Genomic DNA, 20,966 nt, shown 5'->3' on the forward strand with positions numbered 1-20,966 from the left:
TTGCTGTAACCAGTATAGCACATAAAGCATTTTATAGATACGGCATGATTCAGGTGCCCTGTCACGCGCTATAAATTACCGTAAGGAGGTTTTATGAAAAAATTAATAATCGCAGGGCTTGCAGCGGCGATCGCATGCGGAGCGTTCGCACAGCGAAATGCGCCGACCTTCGACGACTCGAAAGCATCCGTCATCGACGTTTCGTCCGCCGCAGTTCCGGGCAAAATGAAAGACAACATCAAACTTATCAATCTGTCGGACGACGAAAATATTTCGTTTTGCGTGTACATCTACGATTCAAAAAAAGCGTCGTGGAATTTATACGGCAAAGCGCTGCTTAAAGAATTTTACGACGGCGATACTATCGATTCGGATTTTGAAGGCAAAATACGCAAAGTAGAATACGTCGCCGTCGTTCCCGACGGAAGCGGTGTATACAGATACGAAGCCGAAAAAAAGCACAACGACTTGCGCATCAAAGTCTATTCGCCTGACGGATCGACCGACGAAAGCTATAAAAAAGACGCGGTGATAGCCGACATACGGAGCGTTCCCGGCGTTTTCAAAGACAACGTCAAATTCGTGAGCGAAACGCGCGATGAAAATATTTCGTTCACACTGTACGCGTTCAACGATAAAAACGGTACGTGGCAAAAAGCAGGCGTCGCCGTTTTAAAAGGCTTCGGCGATACGGACACGGTCGATTCTCCGCTCGAAGATTCGCTTCCGTCGTACGCTTATTTCGCCGTCGTTTCGCGCAGCGGAAAAACATACGCATACGATTTTAAAAAAGCGAATAAAGACTTTATCATTACGGTGCGCTGACAAGTGGTGTAAACAAGCGCACGGAACACGCGCTTTGCTTAGGTATATTAAAATCTTTCGCTAGGGGGCTGTCCAAAAACTTCAGTTTTTGGACAGTTTCCTTAATATACTATGCGCGCATTTTTACCGCTCAATCAACTTCGGATATTTGACTTTCGGCAACGCCGCATGCTATAAGCATTGATTTTATTGCGCTGCCCTTTTTTACCGTAAACGCAGCCGCGTTACATTCAGTAAACGCACCTCCAGCGATTGAAATAAGATCCGTACACTTTGAAAAATCAAAGTTCTTAACCTTACCGCACTGGAAAAAAGCGTTCTCGCCGATTTCCTTAAGATCTGCCGGCAAAACCACCGTTCCGCTCATTTCCCTACAGGCGAAAAAAACCTCCTCTTCCAACGTTTCAAGGCTTGCAGGTAAAATCAACTGCTTTAAGCTCGTACAGTAGAAAAACGCATCGGCAGCGATTGTTTTAAGAGAGCGGTACAGGAAGAAAGATTTGCCGCCGTTAACTTCTCACAACCCGAAAAGGCTCCTCTCCCTATTTCCGTAATATCCGCCGGAAAGTTAAACGATGTTATCGCCCGCGCACTGCACAATAGTTTTTTCCCGCCTTTATCGTAAACGGTATTATCTTTAACCGTAAAGGATGCATTTGCAGAATCCACTGTAATCGTTGCGAGTTCCGTACAGCCCGAAAAGGCATTGCCGACGATTTCTTCAAGTTTTTCGGGTAAGTGTACTTCCTTTATTTTCATACAGTTTGCAAACGCACGACTGCCGATCGAGGTAAGCTCCCTACATTTTGACAAATCAAAACCGGCAACGTTGTTGCACCCATCAAAAGCACCGATACCGATTGTCTTAAGATTTTTAGGCAGATGCACCGTTCCCATTATTCCGTCACATCCGTAAAATGCCTGAAAACCCAGCGTTTCAACATTATCGGGTAACTTTAACTCTTTTAATCTTTTACAATACTTAAAAGCCCCGTCGGCTATTTGCGTAAGGCTCGGAGGGAAGTCAACCGACGGTATCGTCCGAGCACAACACAACGCCTGCCTTTCATCGTAAGTGTAGATAATATTATTTTCAGACTTAAGAGACTTGTTATCGGAATGCACCGTAAGCTTTGTAAGTTCCGGACAGTCATCAAAGGCGTCGCCTTTAATCGTTTTAAGGCTTGCGGGTAAGTTCATCTCCGTTATTTTCGTACATTTTGCAAACGTAATACTGCCGATTGAGCTAAGCTTGGTACACTTTGAAAAATCAAAGCCGTCAACATTGCTGCACAGGTAAAAAGCACCATCGCCGATTGTCTCAAGATTTGCCGGCAAAACTACCGTGCCGTTTATTTCCGTACATCCGAAAAAAACACAGTATTCCAACGTTTTAAGACTTGCAGGTAACCTCAAGCTCTGTAAGCCCGTACAGCCGAAAAACGCCTCGGCGCCGATTTTTGTAAGGCGGGTACACGAAGAAAAATCCACCGCCTGCAAATCCGTGCGGTTTTTAAAAGCTTCCCTCGCTATTTCCGTAACGTCCGCCGGTATGACGAGAGTGCCCGAGGGCGTTTGCCCGCCTTTAAGTACGCCGTTTTCGATCTTCAAATTCGGGCCGGGACCGCTCGGTTCTGCAGACTGCGGACAGCCCGTAATAAACAGCGCGCACAGCAGTACGAGTGCCGGCGCAATCCATAATCGCTTCATATTTTCCTCCATAAAGAACTTTTACGGATGCTTGCAGCTAAGCTTCAAGCAAACTGTGACTTCCGAAAGAGTTTTTAGTTGTACGCATATCTCGTGACAAGTGCGTCAGCGCGCAGTTTCGATCGGCGCACCCGTTGATATGCGAGTTTTCAAAAGAAAACTCGGTTTCCTTGATCGGCATACCGTCTCCGAAAACCGATCGGACTATCGGAGACGGCAGTATGTAATTAACGGCCTTTTACCTTTGCCCACAAATCGTTCCAGTGCTCAATCATCTTATCTTTGTTTTTACTCAAGTAATCGTGATCGAGTTCGATAAGCTTAAAGCTGTCCGTCGGGGGCATATTCGTCGGCTTGCACCTGCTGTTGGTCGGACGGCCGAAAATTTTTGCGCGTTCATCCTGGAATTCTTTCGATGCGCACAGATCGAGCATCGCTTTTCCGGCCGTAACGTTCGGCGAGTTTTTGCATAACGCACCGCCGGACGCCATCGCCGTATTTCCTTCGACGGGATAGACGATTTCCATAACCGCGCCGCCGAGCGAAATGATACCCGCCGGAGTCGATTCGTAAGAAAGCCCTACCGCATATTCGCCTTCGTTTACAAGATTGAACACGTCCTTCGAAGAATTGGTTTTAAAGCTTTGCCCCATAATTTTTTCGACATAGGCCCAGCCTTTCGCATCGTCAAAAGTATCTCCCATGCACGCGAGCATGGTCTGAAGCTGCCGCCAGCCGGATGAAGCCGCCGCGGGGTCTGCAAGGATGATTTTACCCTTGAGCTTCGGATTGAGACAATCCTGATAACCTTTTACCGTAACACCCAAATTTTTTAAGATCTTCGGATTCACGACGAGACACATGAGCTGAACATCCCAATACGTATAGTAGCCGGACTTGTCGTGAAAGAGCTGTTCGTTTTCGACGGTCGATGTATAGGGCTGAAGCACATCGTGATACTTCGTACCGTCCGCGGCGAACATACCGCCGACGATGCAGTCCGCCTTGCTCGACGCATCCGCGCGTATCTTCGTTACAAGCGTACCGACGGAATCGGCTACGATTTCGACTTTGCATTTCGGATAGAGTCTGTTCCAGAGATCGAGAATAATCTGCTGCTGCGTTTCTTCAAAGGTCGTATAGATTGTTACGACACCGGTAACTTCGTCGGCGCTCTTTGCCCATGCGGGACGAGGACCTGCGTTTTCCGCCGCCTTCGAATCGTTCGACCCCAGTGCATACACACACATTCCCGCTGCAAGCAGCATAAAAGCGAACAATGTTTTTTTCATAAAACCTCCTATAAAAACTTTTGCAGGAAATATCAATTTCCGAAAAAGTTTTTAGCCGTGCGCGAGAGCGCACTCGTTTAATAGACGAGTTTGCAAAACACACTGTATCATACGCATACGATTCTATCGAAACGATATGTATACAAACCTTCTGCAAACATCCGCGCAAACTCGAAATGCAAAGCGACGGCGATATTCCAGACGGCGCTTTGTATCACCTCCTTCATAATTACGGCTTATGCCGTTTACCATAATAAATCGAAAAGACTTCCGATCGATTAACAAAAAACAAATAGCGGTCGTTACACTTGCACATCTTCGAGTTTCGTAAAACGCAAATATACCGCCAAACAAATAATTGTTAAAATCGTAGTAACGGATGCGAACACGGCGGCAACTCCGTAAACGCCGTTATTGATTTGTACATAGGTTCCGATCGTAAGCGTCATCGTTCTGTTGTTATACAAAATGACACCGCTCGACATTTCGGTAATAATCGATACCCAGCTTAAAACCGCACCGGAGATGATGCCGCTCGACATCATAGGCACGGTAATTCCCGCAAATGTCTTTACTTTACTCGCTCCGAGACTCAGCGCCGCCTCTTCGATACTCGGCGTTATTTTCATCATGGCGGCAGCGGCGGATCGGCTCGTAAACGGCAGCCTCCGTATAGCCAAAGCCGCAATCATAATACCGAGCGTACCGGCAATAGCAAACGGCGGCTTGGAAAACACAATGACAAGCGCAATACCGATTACGGAACCCGGCATGATATACGGCAGCATCGAAATCGTATCAAGCGTGTGGCTCATGATACTGCTGCGTCTCACCACAAGATACGCAATCAACACCGCAATCAGTATTATGATCGCGAGCGTAAAAAAACCGACTACCAGCGTGTTGCCGGTAGCGCGAAACAAATTTTTTTGAAATGCCTTTTGATAATTAATAAGCGAATAACCCGGCAGCTGAATGCTGTTGTTATAATTTCTGAACGATATGTAGATGATGTAAAACTGAGGAAGCATGGCGATCGCAACGAGCACATAACAATAGATATGCATCAGCACCCCTTTAACGCCGCGGCAATTTTTCACTTCGATCGGGTGCATCGCGCTGATCGTAAATTTAAATTTATTCGTTGCAAGTTTTTGAATGAGAAAAATAAGTGCGGTTATAAGCACGACGAGCACGCTGATCGCCGCAGCAAAGTGATTGTCCGCACCGTTTTCGCCGAGGTATGCGTTGTAAATCAAAACGGGGCACGTCGTATAACCGCGCCCGATAAGGAGCGGAGTGCCGAAGTCCGCGAACGAGCGCATAAACACGATGAGCGCCGCCGCCAAAATAGTCGGCATGGTCAGCGTCATGAGTACGTGGAAAAAACGATCGACTCCTTTACAGCCCATGCTCTCCGCAGCTTCCATAAGCGAGCGATCTATATCGCGGAAAGCGCCGTTCATATAAATCATCACGAGCGGAAAAAGCTTCAAAGTCTGTACGAACACGATACCGCCGAAACCGTAAATCGTGACGTGCGGAATACCGAAGGATTGCAATACGCGCGTTACAAGTCCGTTATTGCCCATAAGCAAAATCCATGCGTATGCGCCGATAAAGGGCGCGGACATCGTACAGAGCAGGCTCATCACAAAGAGGAATTTCCTGCCGCGCAAATTGAAAAACGTATAAAAATACGCAAAGGGTATGCCGAGCAAAAGACAGCACAGCATGACTACCGCAGCAATTTTACAGCTGTTGAATATCGTCGAATAATAATAATTTTTTGCAAAAAAACGGGCAAACGCATCGAACGAAAGGCTGCCGTCTACGTACGCCGCTTCACGAAGCAATCCGCCGATCGGATAGATAAGAAATAAAACAAAAAGGAAAAATATGACGATCGCAATAATATTCCAAAATTCGAACACTTTCCGTCTATGCATGCATATCTCCCATAAAAACTTTTGCAGGATGTCTCGACATCCGAAAAAGTTTTTAGCCGTGCGCATAGGCGCACACGTTCAATAAATCGAGTTTGCGAAATCATACTATATCGTATTCATTTGATTTTCATCGAAACGATACGTGTACATATCTTCCGCAAACATCCCCGCAAACTCGAAATCAAAAGTGCCGTCTGAAATATCGCCGTCACTTTTGATCATTCTCCTTCGTCTATTCGTTTTACGCCTTGCATAATGCTTTCTTTGGAATCCGCATTGAAAATATTGATTTTTTCGGTATTGATTTTCAGCGATATTTTCGTTCCGACCGGAATCATTTTATTGACATCGGATTCGCGGATGATTTCGGTACGCTCTCCCGTCGCAAACTGCACGAAATAATGCGTATTCAATCCGAGAAATACGCTGTCGACGATTTCCGCCGGTATGCCGCTGTCGTCTTTATTTTGATTGATGATCAGCTCTTCGGGGCGGCAGGAAACGAGCACTTTGCCCGTCAGCTTTTTTGCGGGATCGATCGTTTTAACGGAAACGGCGTAACCGCCGGCAAATTCCAACCGCGCGTCTTCTCCGTTCCAACTCAACGAAGCTTCCATCATATTCGACTTTCCGATAAAACCCGCGACGAAGGTATCTGCCGGACGCATATAGATATCCTGCGGACGGCCGCACTGATGTATGACACCGCTTTTCATAACGGCGATTCTGTCGGAAATCGCCATCGCTTCTTCCTGATCGTGCGTTACATAGACCGTCGTTATACCGACATTTTTTTGTATTTCTTTTATGACGGAACGCATTTCAACCCGCAGCTTCGCATCGAGATTCGACAAGGGTTCATCCATAAGCAGAACATCCGGTTGTATGACAAGAGCGCGGGCAAGTGCGACACGCTGCTGTTGCCCGCCCGACAATCTGTCGGGCATGCGATCGGCGTATTGATCGACGTGTACGAGTTTTAAAAACGTGTCGGTTTCTTTTTTGATTCGGTCGGGCGGAAGCTTCCGCGTGCGCAATCCGAAAGCGACGTTTTTACGCACCGTCATGTTCGGAAAAATCGCATAGTTTTGAAACACCATACCGATATTGCGCTTGCCGGGATCGACATCGTTTATCTCCCGGTCGTCAAAATAAATTTTACCGCCTTCAATGCTGTTGAAACCGGCGATCATCCGCAAAAGCGTCGTTTTACCGCAGCCGGACGGACCGAGCAGCGTAAACAATTCTCCGTTGCGAACCTTGATCGAAAGGTCGGGGATAACGACGCTGCCGTCTTCAAACTTTTTCAGCGCATTCTGCACCGTAATCGCTACACTCATTGCAGTCCTCCGTAAAATTATTAATTATTAAAAACTATCAATCGTGTCGCAAAGCATACCGATGCACATCGTCGTAAAAAAACGGCAGCGTTTTCCTCCCGCTTTTAACATGCGGACGGACATCGCTTCCGGCAAAACCGGAACAGCCGCCGCACAAAAAGCGGGTATTCCCGCCTTTCCTCACTCGTACAAAAAGCACGCAACGCTGTGATCGGCCGCCGCCCCTGCGGGTTTTACGAACTTCGGCTGGCACTGTTTGCATTTTTCCATGCGGTTCGGACAGCGATCGTAAAAATAACAGCCCGGACGCTGCGTGTCGGGAGAAGGCACGTCGCCTTTCAATATGATACGCTGGCGCTGCCGCTCGACTTTCGGATCGGGAATCGGAACGGCGGAAAGCAGCGCTTTCGTATAGGGATGGAGCGGATTTGCATAGAGGTCTTTATAGCCGCCCGTTTCGACGATTTTTCCGAGATACATGACGGCGATCCTGTCGGAAATGTATTTGATGACGGCCAAATCGTGCGCGATAAACAGGTACGACAGCTCCATTTCTTTTTGAATGTCTTTAAAAAGATTCAGCACTTGCGCTTGGATCGAAACGTCGAGGGCGGAAACGGGTTCGTCGGCGAGTATGAGGCGCGGCTTCAGCGCAAGCGCGCGTGCGATACCGATCCTCTGCCGCTGACCGCCTGAAAATTCGTGCGGAAATCTGTTTTTGAAAAATTTCGAAAGACCGACGAGTTCCATGAGGTGTTCGACGCGAGAGGTGATGTCGGCTTCGGCTATGTCGAGCAGTCCGTATTTTTTGTAGATACGCATGGGTTCGGCGATGATTTCCGACGTCGTCATGCGCGGATCGAGCGACGAATAGGGATCCTGAAATACGAGCTGCATATCGCGCCGGACTGCGATCATTTCCGCCCTTTTCATCTTCGTCAAATCTTTTCCGTCGAGCAGCACTTTTCCCGCCGTCGGTTTGTACAAGTGCGAAACCGCCCGCACAACGGTCGATTTTCCGCAGCCCGATTCGCCGACGAGTCCCAGCGTTTCGCCCTTCGCTATGTCGAAGCTGATGCCGTCGATCGCGTAGATATACTTTTTTTTGCCGCCGAAAAGGCCTTCGCTCCCGTCGGAAAAATGCATTTTCAAATCGCGTACTTCAAGGATATTGTCGCTCATTTTGTCGTGTCCTCTGCGGTAAACGTTCCGCCGTCTTTTTGTGCATAGAGCCAGCACGCCGCACAGTGCGTATCGGAAAACCGCACGACCGGCGGATAGCGGTTTTTGCACACGGGCAATGCCTTATGACAGCGCGGATAAAACGGACAGCAGTCCGGCAAATCGACGACGTTCGGCGGCTGTCCTTCAATTGAAAAGAGTCTGTCCTCATCGTCGCGGTCGAGGCGAGGCACCGATTTGATAAGCCCCTGCGTATAGGGATGTTTCGTATCGTAAAAAATATCTTCGGTCGTACCGCGTTCGACGATGCGGCCGGCATACATGACGACGATCGTGTCGCACACGCCGGCGACGACGCCGAGCGAATGCGTTATCAAAATGACGGCCGTTCCGAGACGGTGTGTCAAATCCTGCATCAAATCGAGTATCTGCGCCTGAATCGTCACGTCGAGCGCGCTCGTCGGTTCGTCCGCAATGAGTATGTCGGGATTGCACGACAGGCCCATTGCGATCATGACGCGCTGGCGCATACCGCCTGAAAACTGATGGGGGTATCCGTCGATGCGTTTTTCCGCCGCGGGAATGCCGGTAAGCTTCAGCATTTCGATCGCTTTTTCTTTTGCGGCTTTTTTGTTAAGGCCCTGATGCAGACATATCGTTTCGATCATCTGCGTCGAAATCCGGAGGTACGGATTAAGAGAAGACATCGGATCCTGAAAGATCATCGCGATCCTGTCGCCTCGTATTTCTCTCAGGCGCGCATCGCTCATTTTTAATAAATCTTCGCCGTTAAACAGCACTTCCCCGCCTTCGATTTTTCCCGGCGGCGTTTGAATTAACTTGATAACGGAGAGATTTGTAACGCTCTTTCCCGAACCCGACTCGCCGACGAGTCCGAGCGTTTCGCCTTTGTGCAGGTCGAAAGTCAAACCGTCGACGGCTTTTACAACGCCCGCATCGGTATAAAAATAGGTACGGAGGTCTTTTACCTGTAAAATCACTTCATCCGTCATATATGCCTCACACCCTGTTTTTCGACTGCGGATCGAATGCGTCGCGCACGCCGTCGCCTAAAAAATTCATTGCAAACAAAAACACCGTCATGACGATTGCCGGAACGAGCAGACACCACGGATAGAGCGCCATGCCCTGCACGCCGTCGGAGATAAGAGAACCCCACGACGCAAGCGGCGCCGAAATACCGAGTCCCAAAAACGACAAAAAGCTTTCGCTCATGATAAAAGACGGAAGCGACAGCGCAGTATACACGATGATGATGCCGACCGTATTCGGAATGAGGTGATGCATGATGATATACCACGGACCGGCTCCCATCGAACGGGCGGCAAGGACGAATTCCATATTTTTCAAACTCATCACCTGTCCGCGCACGACGCGTCCGATCGTAAGCCACGACACGAGCGCGATCGCTATAAAGAGGATGGCGACGTTGCGTCCGACGATCGCCATCATAATGATGACGACGAGCATATACGGCAGTCCGTACATGACATCGACAAAGCGCATGAGAAACGAATCGATTCTGCCGCCCGCGTAACCGGCAATCGAACCGATGACGATACCGATGAGAAGCGCGGTTACCGTACCGATGAGACCGACCATCATGGAAATGCGTCCGCCGTACACCGTGCGCGACAGCATGTCGCGGCCGAGAGAATCGGTACCCAACAAATATCTCCGATTCTGTTCGGGATCGGTTTTATTGCGTTCTTCGATGGAAGCGATCGCCGCCTGCTCTTCGGCATTGTATTCACTGCGCTTTTCTTTTGCCATCACTTTTGCAAAATACGCTTTGCGCGTTACAAGTTCCATGTCTCCCGCTTTTTGAAACGACGGCGGAAGATTCGTATGGTTGAGATTTTGCTGTGCATAGGGATAAAAAGGCAGCACCGGCGCAAAGAGCGCGACGAGGGCATAAACGACGACAATCCAAAAACTCGCGTATGCCATTTTATTTTTTCGCAGACGGTTCCATGCATCCGCCGTCAGCGACACCGATTTCATTTCCTGATTAAATTCGTTCGTCGCCTTTTTTTCTTTTTTAACCATAGCGTTTTAATATTCCCGTTATTTATAAGAAATTCGAGGATCGAGGAATCCGTACAAAATATCGACGATGAGATTCATAACGATAAGAATGCCCGAATACACGATAACCGTACCGATGATGAGCGTATAATCGCGGTTGAGCGCCGATTTGACGAAAAAGTTTCCGATACCCGGCACGAGAAACACCTGTTCGACGACGACCGAACCGGTAACGATGCCTGCAAACGCGGGGCCGAGATAACTCACGACCGGAAGCAGTGCGCCTTTGAGCACGTGCTTTACCATGACGACCGAATTTTTCAAACCCTTTGCACGCGCGGTACGTACGTAATCGGAACGGAGCGTTTCAAGCACGCTCGCGCGCGTCAAGCGTGCGATCGACGCAAAGCGCGGAAGGGCAAGCGTAAAAGCCGGCATGATAAGCGTTTTCCAGCCGTAGCGCCCCGTAATCCAGCCGGACGTCGGAAGCCATTTGAGCGTAAGCGCAAAAACAAAAACCGCGACCGGCCCTACGACGAAAAGCGGCACCGAAAGCCCTACGCTCGCAAAGGACATCGTCGAGTAATCAATCCACGTATTTTGTTTTACCGCGGAGATGAGTCCGAACGTAATGCCGAAGAGCATCGCAAAAGCAAGCGAAATGACTCCGAGCAAAAGAGAGTTCGGCATACTCGAACCGATGAGCTGATTGACCGTAAAATCTTTGTTTTTGAACGACGGCCCCAAATCGCCGTGGAGGACATTGCCGACATAACGCAAATACTGTTTAAACAGCGGTTCATCCATGTGATATTGCTTTTCGAGATTGGCGAGGATTTCCGGAGGTACTTTTTTTTCACTTGCGAACGGACCGCCCGGTGCAAGCCGAGTGATAAAAAAACTCAGAGTTACGATAACGAAAAGCGTCGGAATGAGACCCAGCAAACGTTTTATAATAAATTTTCCCATATAATTACTCCGGCATAAAAAAAACGGAACAGCCGTTTCAGGCCGTTCCGTTCATTGTACCAGAAAATTACATTTTCTGCAATTTATTTTTTGGGTTTTATGCCCGTATACGCATGGATATCGAGGACGTTCGAATACCAGCCGTCCCATTTATTCAAATCGATAAGGCACTGCGAAACGTAGATGTACATCGGAATAACCGCCGCATCGCGTGCGATCGCAATCGATTCGGCTTTTTCAAGCACTTTCATGCGTTCAGGTCCCGCCGGCATGCGGGCGGCGTCGCTGACGAGCTTATCGAATTCGGGAACGCTGTAGCGTCCGTCATTGTTTCCGCTGCCCGTAGTCAAAAGTTCGAGAAAGTTCGACGGATCTTTGTAATCGCCGATCCAGCCCGCGCGCGCGATTTCGAAGTCGTTCGCCTGCCGCTTTGTCAGGAACGAATTCCATTCCATGTTCTGCAGTTCGACATTGATGCCGAGATTTTTCTTCCACTGCTGCTGCACCCATTCGGCGGTTTTTTTGTGCTTTTCGTTCGTATTGAAAATATACGTAAGCACGGGGAAGCCCTTACCGTCGGGATAGCCCGCTTCGGCAAGCAGCTTTTTCGCTTCGTCGGGGTTGAATGAAAAACCCTTCGGCGGCGTATAGCCCGCCATTTCGGGAACGAAAGTGCCGGTAGCCATTTCTCCGCCCTTCGTCACTTTTTCGACGAGCTCTTTCGTATCGAGAGCGAGGATGAGCGCTTTACGCACGCGGACGTCTTTGAGCGTTTTATTGTTTACGTTGAAAAACGCGTAATACGAACCGAGGTACGGCGCGCACTGATAATCGTCGCGGAGCGCAACTTCGTCGATTAAATCCGGCGGAATATGAGCGCTCGAAGAGTTCCAATCAATTTCACCGTTTTTATATTTATTGTAAGAGGTAACGCTGTCTTCGATCGGCAAAAACGTAATGCGCGACAGGAATATATTTTCTTTGTTCCAATACTTATCGTTCGGAACGACAGTGAGCTTATCCTGCGGCACCCACGATTCGAGTACGAAGGGACCGTTGCCGACGAAGTTTTCTTTTTTAATCCATTCGGAACCGTATTTTTCTATAGCGTGCATCGGAAGCGGCGAGAATGCATAGTGCGCCATCATATCGACCGCATAGGGAACGGGACCTACGAGCGTCACTTCAAACGTATAATCGTCGACGGCGCGGATACCTACGGAACTCTCGGGCGCTTTTCCTTCGTTGTATTCTTTTGCACCCTTGATAACCAATGCCGGCATATAGCCGTAGACGGCAGCCGTTTTCGGCGACATATAATAGAGCCACGAATCGACAAAGGTTTTCGCCGTAATCGGCGTACCGTCGCTCCACGTCGTTTTGCGCAGATGAAACGTTACAACCGTATTGTCCGCACTGCGCTCCCAGCTTTCCGCAACGCCCGGAACGGCTTCGCATGTTTTAACGTCGTAGCCGACAAGTCCTTCGAACAGCGCCAAAAAAATGCGGTGCTCGGGCACGCCTTCAATCTGCGTCGGATCGATCGACTGCGGTTCGGCACCGTTGCTGATAGTAAACTCGGCACCTGAAGCGCTTTTTTTACCGCACGCCGAAAAACACAGCACGGCGGCACAGAGCGCAAGAGCCCATACCGATAGCTTTTTCATACAACCTCCATAGATCTCCATAAATCTCCATAAAACTTTTGCGAGTATATTGTACAAAATATTCGATTAAATGTCGAGGAAAAAAGCCCGCTTATCGAAAACAAAATTCGTCAACCGTAACCGCGCACACGCAAAAAATCGGTCGAAAGACACAATACCCTGCCGATATTTTTGCGCTATGCCTCCGATCTCCGCTGCGTACCGAAGCGGTAAAACAATATCCCCAATACAGTCCACACGATTAAAAAAACGATCGACCCGCCTTTCAGCCGTGCGGGAGAAGTCGGCCACAAGAGCAGCGCGATGAAAAGCAGCGCGATACCGCACGCGAGAGCGCACACCGCTTTTTCGAAAACGGAAACGCTTTTTTTTATGCCGATGAAGCCTACGTATCCGTACGCTAAAGCCGCAAGCACGGACGCCATATCGACAATGAGGATGATCACTTCCCTGCCGATCCACGGGCCGATTAAACTGATGCCTGCGATAAATAAAATCGCTTTCGGGTACAAGCCTTTTTCGTTTTTTTCTCCCAAAAACGCGGGACTCAATTTTTCTCTTGCAACGGCGCCGAGCAGTTTGCTGCTGCCGATCATAAAGCCGTTGATGCCGCCGGTGACCGCCGAAAAAAGTGCGGCAAGCATAAACACGAAACCGACCGTATCCGTCTTTTCCGTCACCGAAGATGCAACCGCCCATTCGAGCCTCTCCGCTTCTTCGGGGCCGTAGCTCAAGCCTGCGATCATATTCAAAAGCGCATAGATGACGACGCCGAACGCGATCCCGACGATCGCCGTCGCATGAGCTTTTGCAGGCGAAAAACGGAGGTCGTTCGACACTTGCGGTATCACGTCGAAACCGACGAACAAAAACGGAACGATCGCGACGACCGAAGCGATTTTTGCGGGCGAAATCTGCGATGCGCCGAAATAATTGTGTGAAAAATTTTCCAAATCGCTTTTACCGAGGATGATAAAAAAGAGAGAAACGACGATGACGACGAGAGACGTGCTCATGATGTTTTGAATGCGGGCGCTCAGCGACAGACCGCGCAAATTGACAAGCGTAAAAACGATAATGGGCACCGACGCGATAACGATATCCGAAGCGTACACGTCCGTTCCGCCGATCGTATACAGGTGTTTCCACAACACCGCGCTTCCGAAAATTTTGCGCAAAATCAAAACGTATGCGGTCGCATTGAGCGGTATCATGCTCAAATAACACAGGCTCAGCGACCAGCCGACGATAAAACCGTGAATCTTTCCGAGATTCGAAAGCGCATACGAAAATTCGCCGCCTTCACCGACGTGGCGGGCGAGCATCACTTGATATGCTTTTTGAATGATCGCGATAAAAAATCCGCCGAGTCCGAGGCCGATTACCGTACTCAAAACGCCCGCTTTCGGCAGAAAAAAAGTGCCCGGCAAAATAAACGAACCCCAACCGATGATCGAACCGATTACGAGATTGAGAACGTCGAACTTTGACAAACCTTTTTTCGCGTTTTTCGTATTCATTGTTAAACCGGTTGAAGCCGTTTCGATAAAAAAAGGCTGTCTTTTATGAAGTTTTGAATAACTTCGGAGACAGCCCCTTTTTCACAGCATGTATACTTCCCCGCTCCCGTCACGAAGCCGAACGCCTCGCCGGACGCGCGCAGATATTTTTACTGAGCGCCGCCGAGCGCCTGCAGGACGGCAGCCGCAACTTTCGGACCGCCGGCGCGGCAGCCGTTGGAAGGCGCCTCACCTTTTGAAACCGCCGCTGCAAATCCGTCGCAGCCGGGATATCCGCAGGCTCCGCAGTTTATGCCGGGCAATACGGCGCGGATCGCAGCCGCTTTTTCATCGACCGGAATATAAAATATTTTTTTAAAAATGCCGAGCAGCACACCGATGACAAACGCAAGCACAAACGAAACTGCAACGGCCGTAAGTATAGCAATCATAATGCACCCCTTCCTTTTCAGATCAAACCTTTGAAGCCTAAAAACGACAGCGAAAGCAAACCCGCAGTGATGAACAGGATCGGCTTTCCTTTAACAAAAAGCGGAACGGGAGCACTTTTGATCCGTTCGCGCACGCCGGACATGATCACAAGTGCGATTAAAAATCCGAGCGCCGCACCGAGCGCGTATACAAGCGATTCGATGTAGTTATAATTTTTATTGATACACGTAATCGTAACGGCGAGCACCGCACAGTTCGTCGTGATGAGCGCAAGATACACGCCCATCGCGCTGTACAATCCCGGAATCGATTTTTTCAAATAAAATTCGACAAGCTGTACGAGAGCGGCGATGACGAGAATGAACATGAGCGTCTGCAAATACTGCAGCTTCAACGGCACCATGATTCCGTAGTAGAGCGGATAGGTGACGGCCGTTGCGAGCACGATGACGAATGTTGTCGCGATCCCCATGCCGGTCGCTTTATCCGTCTCCGCAGTCATACCGATAAACGGACAGATCGCAAGATATTGAATAAAGACGACGTTGTCTATAAGCATCGATTTAATAAAAATACCGAGTAAATTGTTCATGCCGCACCTCCCTTTGTCTTTGCTTTCGCTTTTCTGATCTTCGCCGCACGTTCCGCCGCGAGCGTTATCGCGGAAAGCAAACCGAACACGAAAAATCCTCCCGGCGCATCCGATAAAAATTTTACGGTATACGCTTCGGGGATAACGACTTTGCCGAACAGCGAACCGCTTCCCAAAAGCTCGCGCACGATCGAAATAACGCAGAGCACCCACGTATATCCGAAGCCCATGCCGAACGCATCGGTCACCGCATCAAGCGGACTCTCTTTCGACGCGAACGATTCGACGCGCCCCATGATGATGCAGTTGACGACGATGAGCGGCAAAAATACGCCGAGCGACGCGGACAGCGACGGGATATACGCTTCAAGCAAAAGTTGCACGATCGTCGTAAACGCGGCGATGACTATGATGAAAATCGGCAAGCGTATGTCTTCCGGAATGACATTACGAAAAATCGCGATTATTAATTCGCTCATAACGAGAACGAACATCATCGAAAATCCCATACCGATGCCGTTGAACACGTTCGTCGTAACGGCAAGCGAAGAACACAAGCCGATAGAAAGGACGAGCAGCGGATTTTCTTTTACGAGTCCGTTTGTAAAAATCGATAATCTGCTTTGTTTTTTTTGCATTTCGTTTTCACTCCTATTTCGCAGCAAGACAGGCGAGCGCGCTCTGCGTTCCCTGCGTCAAAAGTTCGGCAACGCCTTTACTCGTGATCGTCGCACCCGATACCGCTTCGAAGGTCTGACCGGGAACGAAACCGTCGTTCGCATTTTTACCTTCGAACTGCCCGTAAAACGTTTTGCCGCTCGAAACCGTATAGTTCGGATCGCTCGCTTTTAAGCCGAAGCCCGCCGTATCGCTCGATGCGAGAAACTGCATACCCGTGAGTACGCCGTCTTTTTTTATACCGAAAATGATCGTCGATCGGTCGTAAGTCGGACCCGTCACTTGCGCGACGGCGCCTATAACGCTGCCGCCTTTTTTTGCAAGATACATTTTGTCGATACTGATCGCCGGCACCGCGCTCGCTTTAAAATCCGTCACTTCTTCAAACGAATCCGCGTCGGCAAATACCGTTTTCATACCGGAACTCGCTTTATCCGCCTGACGCTGTTCGATGACGGGAGCCGTGATGTGGTTGACGAGCGCAAGACAAAAGCACGAAACGGATGCGAAGATCGCAAGCGTAAGCCCGAGTTTTAAAATATGTTTCATTGTGCTGCCTCCTTTTTCGCCGCTTTGCCCCAGCCGTATTTTCTCGGCGTCAATTTATTAAGGAATGTCGAAAGCGAATTCATAAATAAAATCGAAAACATAACGCCTTCGGGATAACCGCCGAATTTTCTTATTAAAAAGGTAAGAAGTCCGCAGCCCGCGCCGAACACCGCGCGTCCGATTTTCGTAACCGGCGTCGTCGCGTAATCCGTCGCCATAAAGGTAGCGCCGAAGAGGAGACCTCCCGATGTGAGCGCCATAACGACGTCCCCTCCGGAAACGAAGGTCAAAAGCGCAACCGTCGCGACCATCGCAACAGGCGCACGCCAGTCGATCACCTGCGTGAGAGCAAGAAATGCGAATGAAATCAAAATGAGCAATTCATTCGTTTCGCCGATACAGCCGGCCGTGTTGCCCAAAAAGCTTTCAAGATACATATCCGCATTTGCGGCGACGGCTCCCTCTTTGAGCTTGGAAAGGACAGTCGCAGCGCTTACCGCATCCGTTCCCGGAGTAAGCCAGGACGCACCGATCGCGGCGGAAAAGCTGACGAACAAAAACGCACGCGCCGTAAGCGCGGGGTTCCACACGTTCGCCCCAAGTCCGCCGAAAAATCCCTTGGCGACGACGACCGCGAAGAGATCGCCGAGCAGCACTTGCCACAGCGGAACCGTCGGCGGCAGTACGAGCGCAAGCAGCAATCCCGTGACGACGGCCGAACAATCGTTTACCGTGACATTCTGTTTTGTCAGTTTTTGAAACGCCGCTTCGAAGACGACGCTTCCCGCAACGGAAACGAGCACGACAAACAGCGCGCGGAAACCGAACAGCATAACACCGTATACCGTTTCGGGCAGCAGCGCCGTAATCAGCATGCACATAAGGAAGCGCGTCGACACCCCTTCGACAAAATGCGGGGCGGGAGACACGTACATTTCTTTTTTCACCGGTTCGCTCATTATTTTCCTCCAGCTGCTTTACCCGCAGCGTTTTTCTTTGCAGCGCGCGCTTTGACGACGCCTTTGCCGAGTTTAAATCGGTACACCAAACGGACGCGCGCGGGACAAACGTATGCGCAGCTTCCGCACTCGATACAATCCATAAGTCCGAATCGTACGGCGGCATCGTAGTCGTTCGCTTTCAGCGAACGCGCCATCATAACCGGCGAGAGCCGCATCGGACAAGGCGGAATACATCTGCCGCAGCCGAGACAAAGCCCTTCTTCGCCGATATGAATTTCTTTTTTTGTTAAAAATAAAACGCCGCTCGTACCTTTTACAACGGGGAAAGAAGCGTCAGCCGAAGCGACACCCATCATCGGGCCGCCGGAAAGGATCTGCACGAGTTCGTCGTCTTTTATGCGGATGACGTCTCCGATCAAATCTTCAACAAGGGTACCGACCGGAACCCGCAGATTCGCAGGATTTTCACACGCACCTCCGCTTACGGTAAACGCGCGCTCGATGAGCGGCTTACCGAGCCGAAACGCATCCGAAATTGCGCAGACCGTACAGACGTTTGAAACGATGCAGCCGACGTGAGCGGGAAGACCGCCTGCGGGTACTTCACGCTTTAAAATAGCGGTAATAAGATTTTTTTCACCGCCCTGCGGATACTTCGTCTTAACGATTTTGATTTCTATATCGTTCGTATGATTCGCTTCGGCGATCGCTTCGTTGATGACGTTTATCAGATCGAGTTTATTGTTTTCGAGCGCGACGATACCTCGTGCCCCCAAGATATGCATTTCGATCGCAAGCCCGTCGATCATCTTTTTGCACGATTCCTTTACGGTATGATAATCTACCGTGAGATAGGGTTCGCACTCCGCCGCATTCGCGATAACGTATTCGATCTTCGTACCGTCGGGCGGCGAAAGTTTCACATAGGTCGGAAACGACGCGCCTCCCATACCGACGATGCCCGCGTTCCTGATGCGATCGAGCGCATCTTTCGTATCGCACGCAAACGGATCGAGCGGACTCATATACGACGTCTCATCGCTTCCGTCCGATTCGATCGTAACACAGGGAACTTGCGCGCCGCCTGCCACAGTGTGCGGCGCGATCTGTGCTATCGTCCCCGCGATCGACGCATGTACGGGAACGGACATGTATTTGTCGGAGGCAGCGATAACCTGCCCTTTGACAACGCGGTCGCCGACGTTTACGGTACATTCGTTCGGAGAACCGCCCATCGTGACGGGGATCGTCACTCGCTTAGAGGAAGGAAACGCATCCTCGACGGTCCCGTCGCGAGTGTGTGTCTTCCGCTCCGGCGGATAGACTCCGCCTTTAAATGTAAACATACGCATAGCCGCTATTGTATGATATTCTTTCGGAATGGTCAAACTGTAAACGGTACGTTGTAAGCGGTACGTCGGCGATATTCCTTGCGAGCATTTCAAAACAAATTGGGAAATAATGACGCGGGAATCATCAGCCAAAAATCCGGAAACAGCGCGAGCAATACGAGAATTACAAGCGATGAAATAAAATACGGCAGACAGCCTTTAAAAGATCTTTCGATGCTGAGATTTCCGATCGAAGAAGCTAAAAGCAAACACAAACCGTACGGAGGCGTTACCAGTCCGAGTGAAAGCGTACAAACCGTAATCAAGCCGAGCATTATCGGACTGATCCCCAGACTGACCGCAGCGGGAAGAATAATCGGGACAAATAAAATTTCGGCAGGGACTGCGTCCATAAACGTTCCGACAAACATAAAGAAAACGATTACAATAAAAAGAAAGAATATTTTTCCGCCGGGAAGCGCAACGAAAAAATTGCGGATAATCATATTCAACTGGTAATAGCTTAACAATTCACCGAGCGCATTTGCGGATGCAAGCGCAAAAAGCGAAAGCGAAGAAAGTTTCATCGTTTCGATGAGAATATGAGGAAGCCGAGAAAGTTTTATCGACTTATAAAAGAAAATGCCGATGACGAGAGCGTACATACAAGCAAATGCGGCTGACTCCGTCGGCGTAAACCAGCCGCATACGATCCCTCCGATCAAAAGAATGGGCGTAAAAAGCGCCGGTAAAGAAATCGCAGTTTGTTTAAGCGCGGCCGTCAGGGGAACTTTTTCGCCGATAGGGAAATTCTTTTTTTTTGAATAAAACCTTACAACCAGCATCATTGCGAGTCCGAGTAAAATTCCCGGAACGATTCCCGTCATAAACAAAGCGCCCGTGCTTACATTTGCGACGCCGGCATACACGACCATGATGATACTCGGAGGAATAATCGAACCGAGCGTCGACGACGTCGCGGTAACACCCACGGAGGTTTCCATATCGTATCCCTGTTTATCCATCGCAGGAATAAATACTTTTCCGACGCCGGCTGTATCCGCCTGCGAAGATCCGGAAATCCCCGCAAAGATCATCGAAACGAGGATATTCGCATAGGCAAGTCCTCCGCGGAAACGGCCGACAAGAGCGGTACAACAATCTATGAGTTTATCCGTAATCGCACCCTCATTCATAAGGTTTGCGGCAAGGATAAAAAGCGGAACCGCAAGCAATGTAAAGCTGTTGAGACCGTTGAACATTTTGCTGAACACAACGGCGTTGGGAATTTGAGGGAGAGCAAAAATTCCCGCAAATGAAACCACACCCAACGAAAACGAAATCGGAACGCCTATCGCTATGAGGACGATAAATAATACAACCAACAACGCTGCCATTATTTTACTCCGTTTTTACAATTTGCCAATGAAATACAATCCGCAACGATACTGTCCAACAAATAGATTGAAGACGTAATTCCCGCAATGGGAACGCAAATCCACGTAATCCCGCGCTTGAATTTCGGAATATTCACCCACGTATAATTCCAAAACTGCTTTGTCAACCGAATGCCGTAATATGTCATTAGCATGCAAAATATCATCATGATAACGGAAATAATAATGGACAATTTTTTTACCGACTCCGCTTTTTTTAAAGAATCGCTTAGAGCCGTAAAAGCAAAATGCTTTTTCTCATACACCATGGCACCGGCTCCCATAAATACGGCCCAAATAAAAGAATACATTTCGACATCTTCCGTCCACGTAGCAATGATTCCCGTATATCGTGTAAACATCTGTATTACAACGGTGATAAGAAAAAGCAAAAGGAAAAGACCGCCTATAAGGATTTGAATTTTTTGCATACCTGCAATAATTTTTCGCATATAATTTCCCGAACATTCTATAAATTGTGAT

General features: G+C 49.3%; 20 protein-coding genes. 1 reads left to right on the forward strand and 19 read right to left on the reverse strand.

Annotated elements, in window-relative coordinates:
* Positions 1 to 93 precede the first annotated feature (93 nt).
* Positions 94 to 825: a hypothetical protein gene (locus HRI97_RS10910; protein ID WP_253725468.1), complete on the forward strand. Its 732-nt coding sequence runs from the start codon at positions 94 to 96 to the stop codon at positions 823 to 825.
* A 130-nt stretch (positions 826 to 955) separates the two neighbouring features.
* Here HRI97_RS10910 and HRI97_RS10915 read toward each other — a convergent pair whose 3' ends face one another.
* The 19 genes from HRI97_RS10915 to HRI97_RS11005 form a co-directional block, all read right to left on the reverse strand.
* The gene (locus tag HRI97_RS10915; RefSeq protein WP_366794547.1) at positions 956 to 1,315 is read right to left on the reverse strand and encodes a leucine-rich repeat domain-containing protein; all 360 of its coding nucleotides are present in this window, start codon (positions 1,313 to 1,315) and stop codon (positions 956 to 958) included.
* Positions 1,258 to 2,547 (reverse strand): leucine-rich repeat domain-containing protein, encoded by a 1,290-nt coding sequence (locus HRI97_RS10920; RefSeq protein ID WP_366794087.1) that lies wholly within the window; start codon positions 2,545 to 2,547, stop codon positions 1,258 to 1,260. Before HRI97_RS10920 ends, HRI97_RS10915 begins: the two co-directional genes overlap by 58 nt.
* 215 nt (positions 2,548 to 2,762) lie before the next feature.
* Positions 2,763 to 3,827 carry an extracellular solute-binding protein gene (locus HRI97_RS10925; protein ID WP_253725470.1) on the reverse strand — a complete coding sequence of 355 codons (1,065 nt, stop codon included), beginning with the start codon at positions 3,825 to 3,827 and terminating at the stop codon, positions 2,763 to 2,765.
* Positions 3,828 to 4,129: 302 nt separating this feature from the next.
* Positions 4,130 to 5,776: an ABC transporter permease gene (locus HRI97_RS10930; protein WP_253725471.1), complete on the reverse strand. Its 1,647-nt coding sequence runs from the start codon at positions 5,774 to 5,776 to the stop codon at positions 4,130 to 4,132.
* A gap of 218 nt (positions 5,777 to 5,994) precedes the next feature.
* Complete coding sequence (locus HRI97_RS10935) at positions 5,995 to 7,116, reverse strand: ABC transporter ATP-binding protein (protein ID WP_253725472.1); 1,122 nt, start codon at positions 7,114 to 7,116, stop codon at positions 5,995 to 5,997.
* A 180-nt stretch (positions 7,117 to 7,296) separates the two neighbouring features.
* Positions 7,297 to 8,298, reverse strand: a complete 1,002-nt coding sequence (locus HRI97_RS10940) for an ABC transporter ATP-binding protein (protein WP_253725473.1) — start codon at positions 8,296 to 8,298, stop codon at positions 7,297 to 7,299.
* A complete protein-coding gene (locus HRI97_RS10945; RefSeq protein ID WP_180484988.1) occupies positions 8,295 to 9,311 on the reverse strand; it encodes an ABC transporter ATP-binding protein in 1,017 nt (338 codons plus the stop codon). The genes HRI97_RS10940 and HRI97_RS10945 overlap by 4 nt, the downstream gene beginning before the upstream one ends.
* 7 nt (positions 9,312 to 9,318) lie before the next feature.
* Positions 9,319 to 10,368, reverse strand: coding sequence for an ABC transporter permease (locus HRI97_RS10950; RefSeq protein WP_180484987.1), 1,050 nt, complete (start codon positions 10,366 to 10,368; stop codon positions 9,319 to 9,321).
* Positions 10,369 to 10,386: 18 nt separating this feature from the next.
* Positions 10,387 to 11,316: an oligopeptide ABC transporter permease OppB gene (gene oppB / locus HRI97_RS10955; RefSeq protein ID WP_253725474.1), complete on the reverse strand. Its 930-nt coding sequence runs from the start codon at positions 11,314 to 11,316 to the stop codon at positions 10,387 to 10,389.
* Positions 11,317 to 11,399: 83 nt separating this feature from the next.
* Entirely contained in the window at positions 11,400 to 12,983 is a 1,584-nt protein-coding gene (locus tag HRI97_RS10960; protein WP_253725475.1) for a peptide ABC transporter substrate-binding protein, read from the reverse strand.
* 176 nt (positions 12,984 to 13,159) lie between these two features.
* Positions 13,160 to 14,503 carry an APC family permease gene (locus HRI97_RS10965; protein ID WP_253725476.1) on the reverse strand — a complete coding sequence of 448 codons (1,344 nt, stop codon included), beginning with the start codon at positions 14,501 to 14,503 and terminating at the stop codon, positions 13,160 to 13,162.
* Between the two features lie 149 nt (positions 14,504 to 14,652).
* Positions 14,653 to 14,934, reverse strand: coding sequence for a (Fe-S)-binding protein (locus HRI97_RS10970; protein WP_253725477.1), 282 nt, complete (start codon positions 14,932 to 14,934; stop codon positions 14,653 to 14,655).
* 17 nt (positions 14,935 to 14,951) lie between these two features.
* Positions 14,952 to 15,527, reverse strand: coding sequence for an electron transport complex protein RnfA (locus HRI97_RS10975; protein WP_180484984.1), 576 nt, complete (start codon positions 15,525 to 15,527; stop codon positions 14,952 to 14,954).
* Positions 15,524 to 16,165 carry an electron transport complex subunit RsxE gene (gene rsxE / locus HRI97_RS10980; protein WP_180484983.1) on the reverse strand — a complete coding sequence of 214 codons (642 nt, stop codon included), beginning with the start codon at positions 16,163 to 16,165 and terminating at the stop codon, positions 15,524 to 15,526. Before rsxE ends, HRI97_RS10975 begins: the two co-directional genes overlap by 4 nt.
* A 13-nt stretch (positions 16,166 to 16,178) precedes the next feature.
* Positions 16,179 to 16,754, reverse strand: a complete 576-nt coding sequence (locus HRI97_RS10985; RefSeq protein ID WP_253725478.1) for an RnfABCDGE type electron transport complex subunit G — start codon at positions 16,752 to 16,754, stop codon at positions 16,179 to 16,181.
* Complete coding sequence (locus tag HRI97_RS10990; RefSeq protein ID WP_180484981.1) at positions 16,751 to 17,713, reverse strand: RnfABCDGE type electron transport complex subunit D; 963 nt, start codon at positions 17,711 to 17,713, stop codon at positions 16,751 to 16,753. The genes HRI97_RS10985 and HRI97_RS10990 overlap by 4 nt, the downstream gene beginning before the upstream one ends.
* Positions 17,713 to 19,062, reverse strand: a complete 1,350-nt coding sequence (rsxC, locus tag HRI97_RS10995; RefSeq protein WP_436411265.1) for an electron transport complex subunit RsxC — start codon at positions 19,060 to 19,062, stop codon at positions 17,713 to 17,715. The genes HRI97_RS10990 and rsxC overlap by 1 nt, the downstream gene beginning before the upstream one ends.
* A gap of 95 nt (positions 19,063 to 19,157) precedes the next feature.
* Complete coding sequence (locus HRI97_RS11000; RefSeq protein WP_253725480.1) at positions 19,158 to 20,444, reverse strand: TRAP transporter large permease; 1,287 nt, start codon at positions 20,442 to 20,444, stop codon at positions 19,158 to 19,160.
* Positions 20,444 to 20,935, reverse strand: a complete 492-nt coding sequence (locus tag HRI97_RS11005; protein ID WP_253725481.1) for a TRAP transporter small permease — start codon at positions 20,933 to 20,935, stop codon at positions 20,444 to 20,446. The genes HRI97_RS11000 and HRI97_RS11005 overlap by 1 nt, the downstream gene beginning before the upstream one ends.
* Positions 20,936 to 20,966: the final 31 nt, after the last annotated feature.

Source organism: Treponema socranskii subsp. buccale, from assembly GCF_024181585.1.
Taxonomy (GTDB): domain Bacteria; phylum Spirochaetota; class Spirochaetia; order Treponematales; family Treponemataceae; genus Treponema_D; species Treponema_D buccale.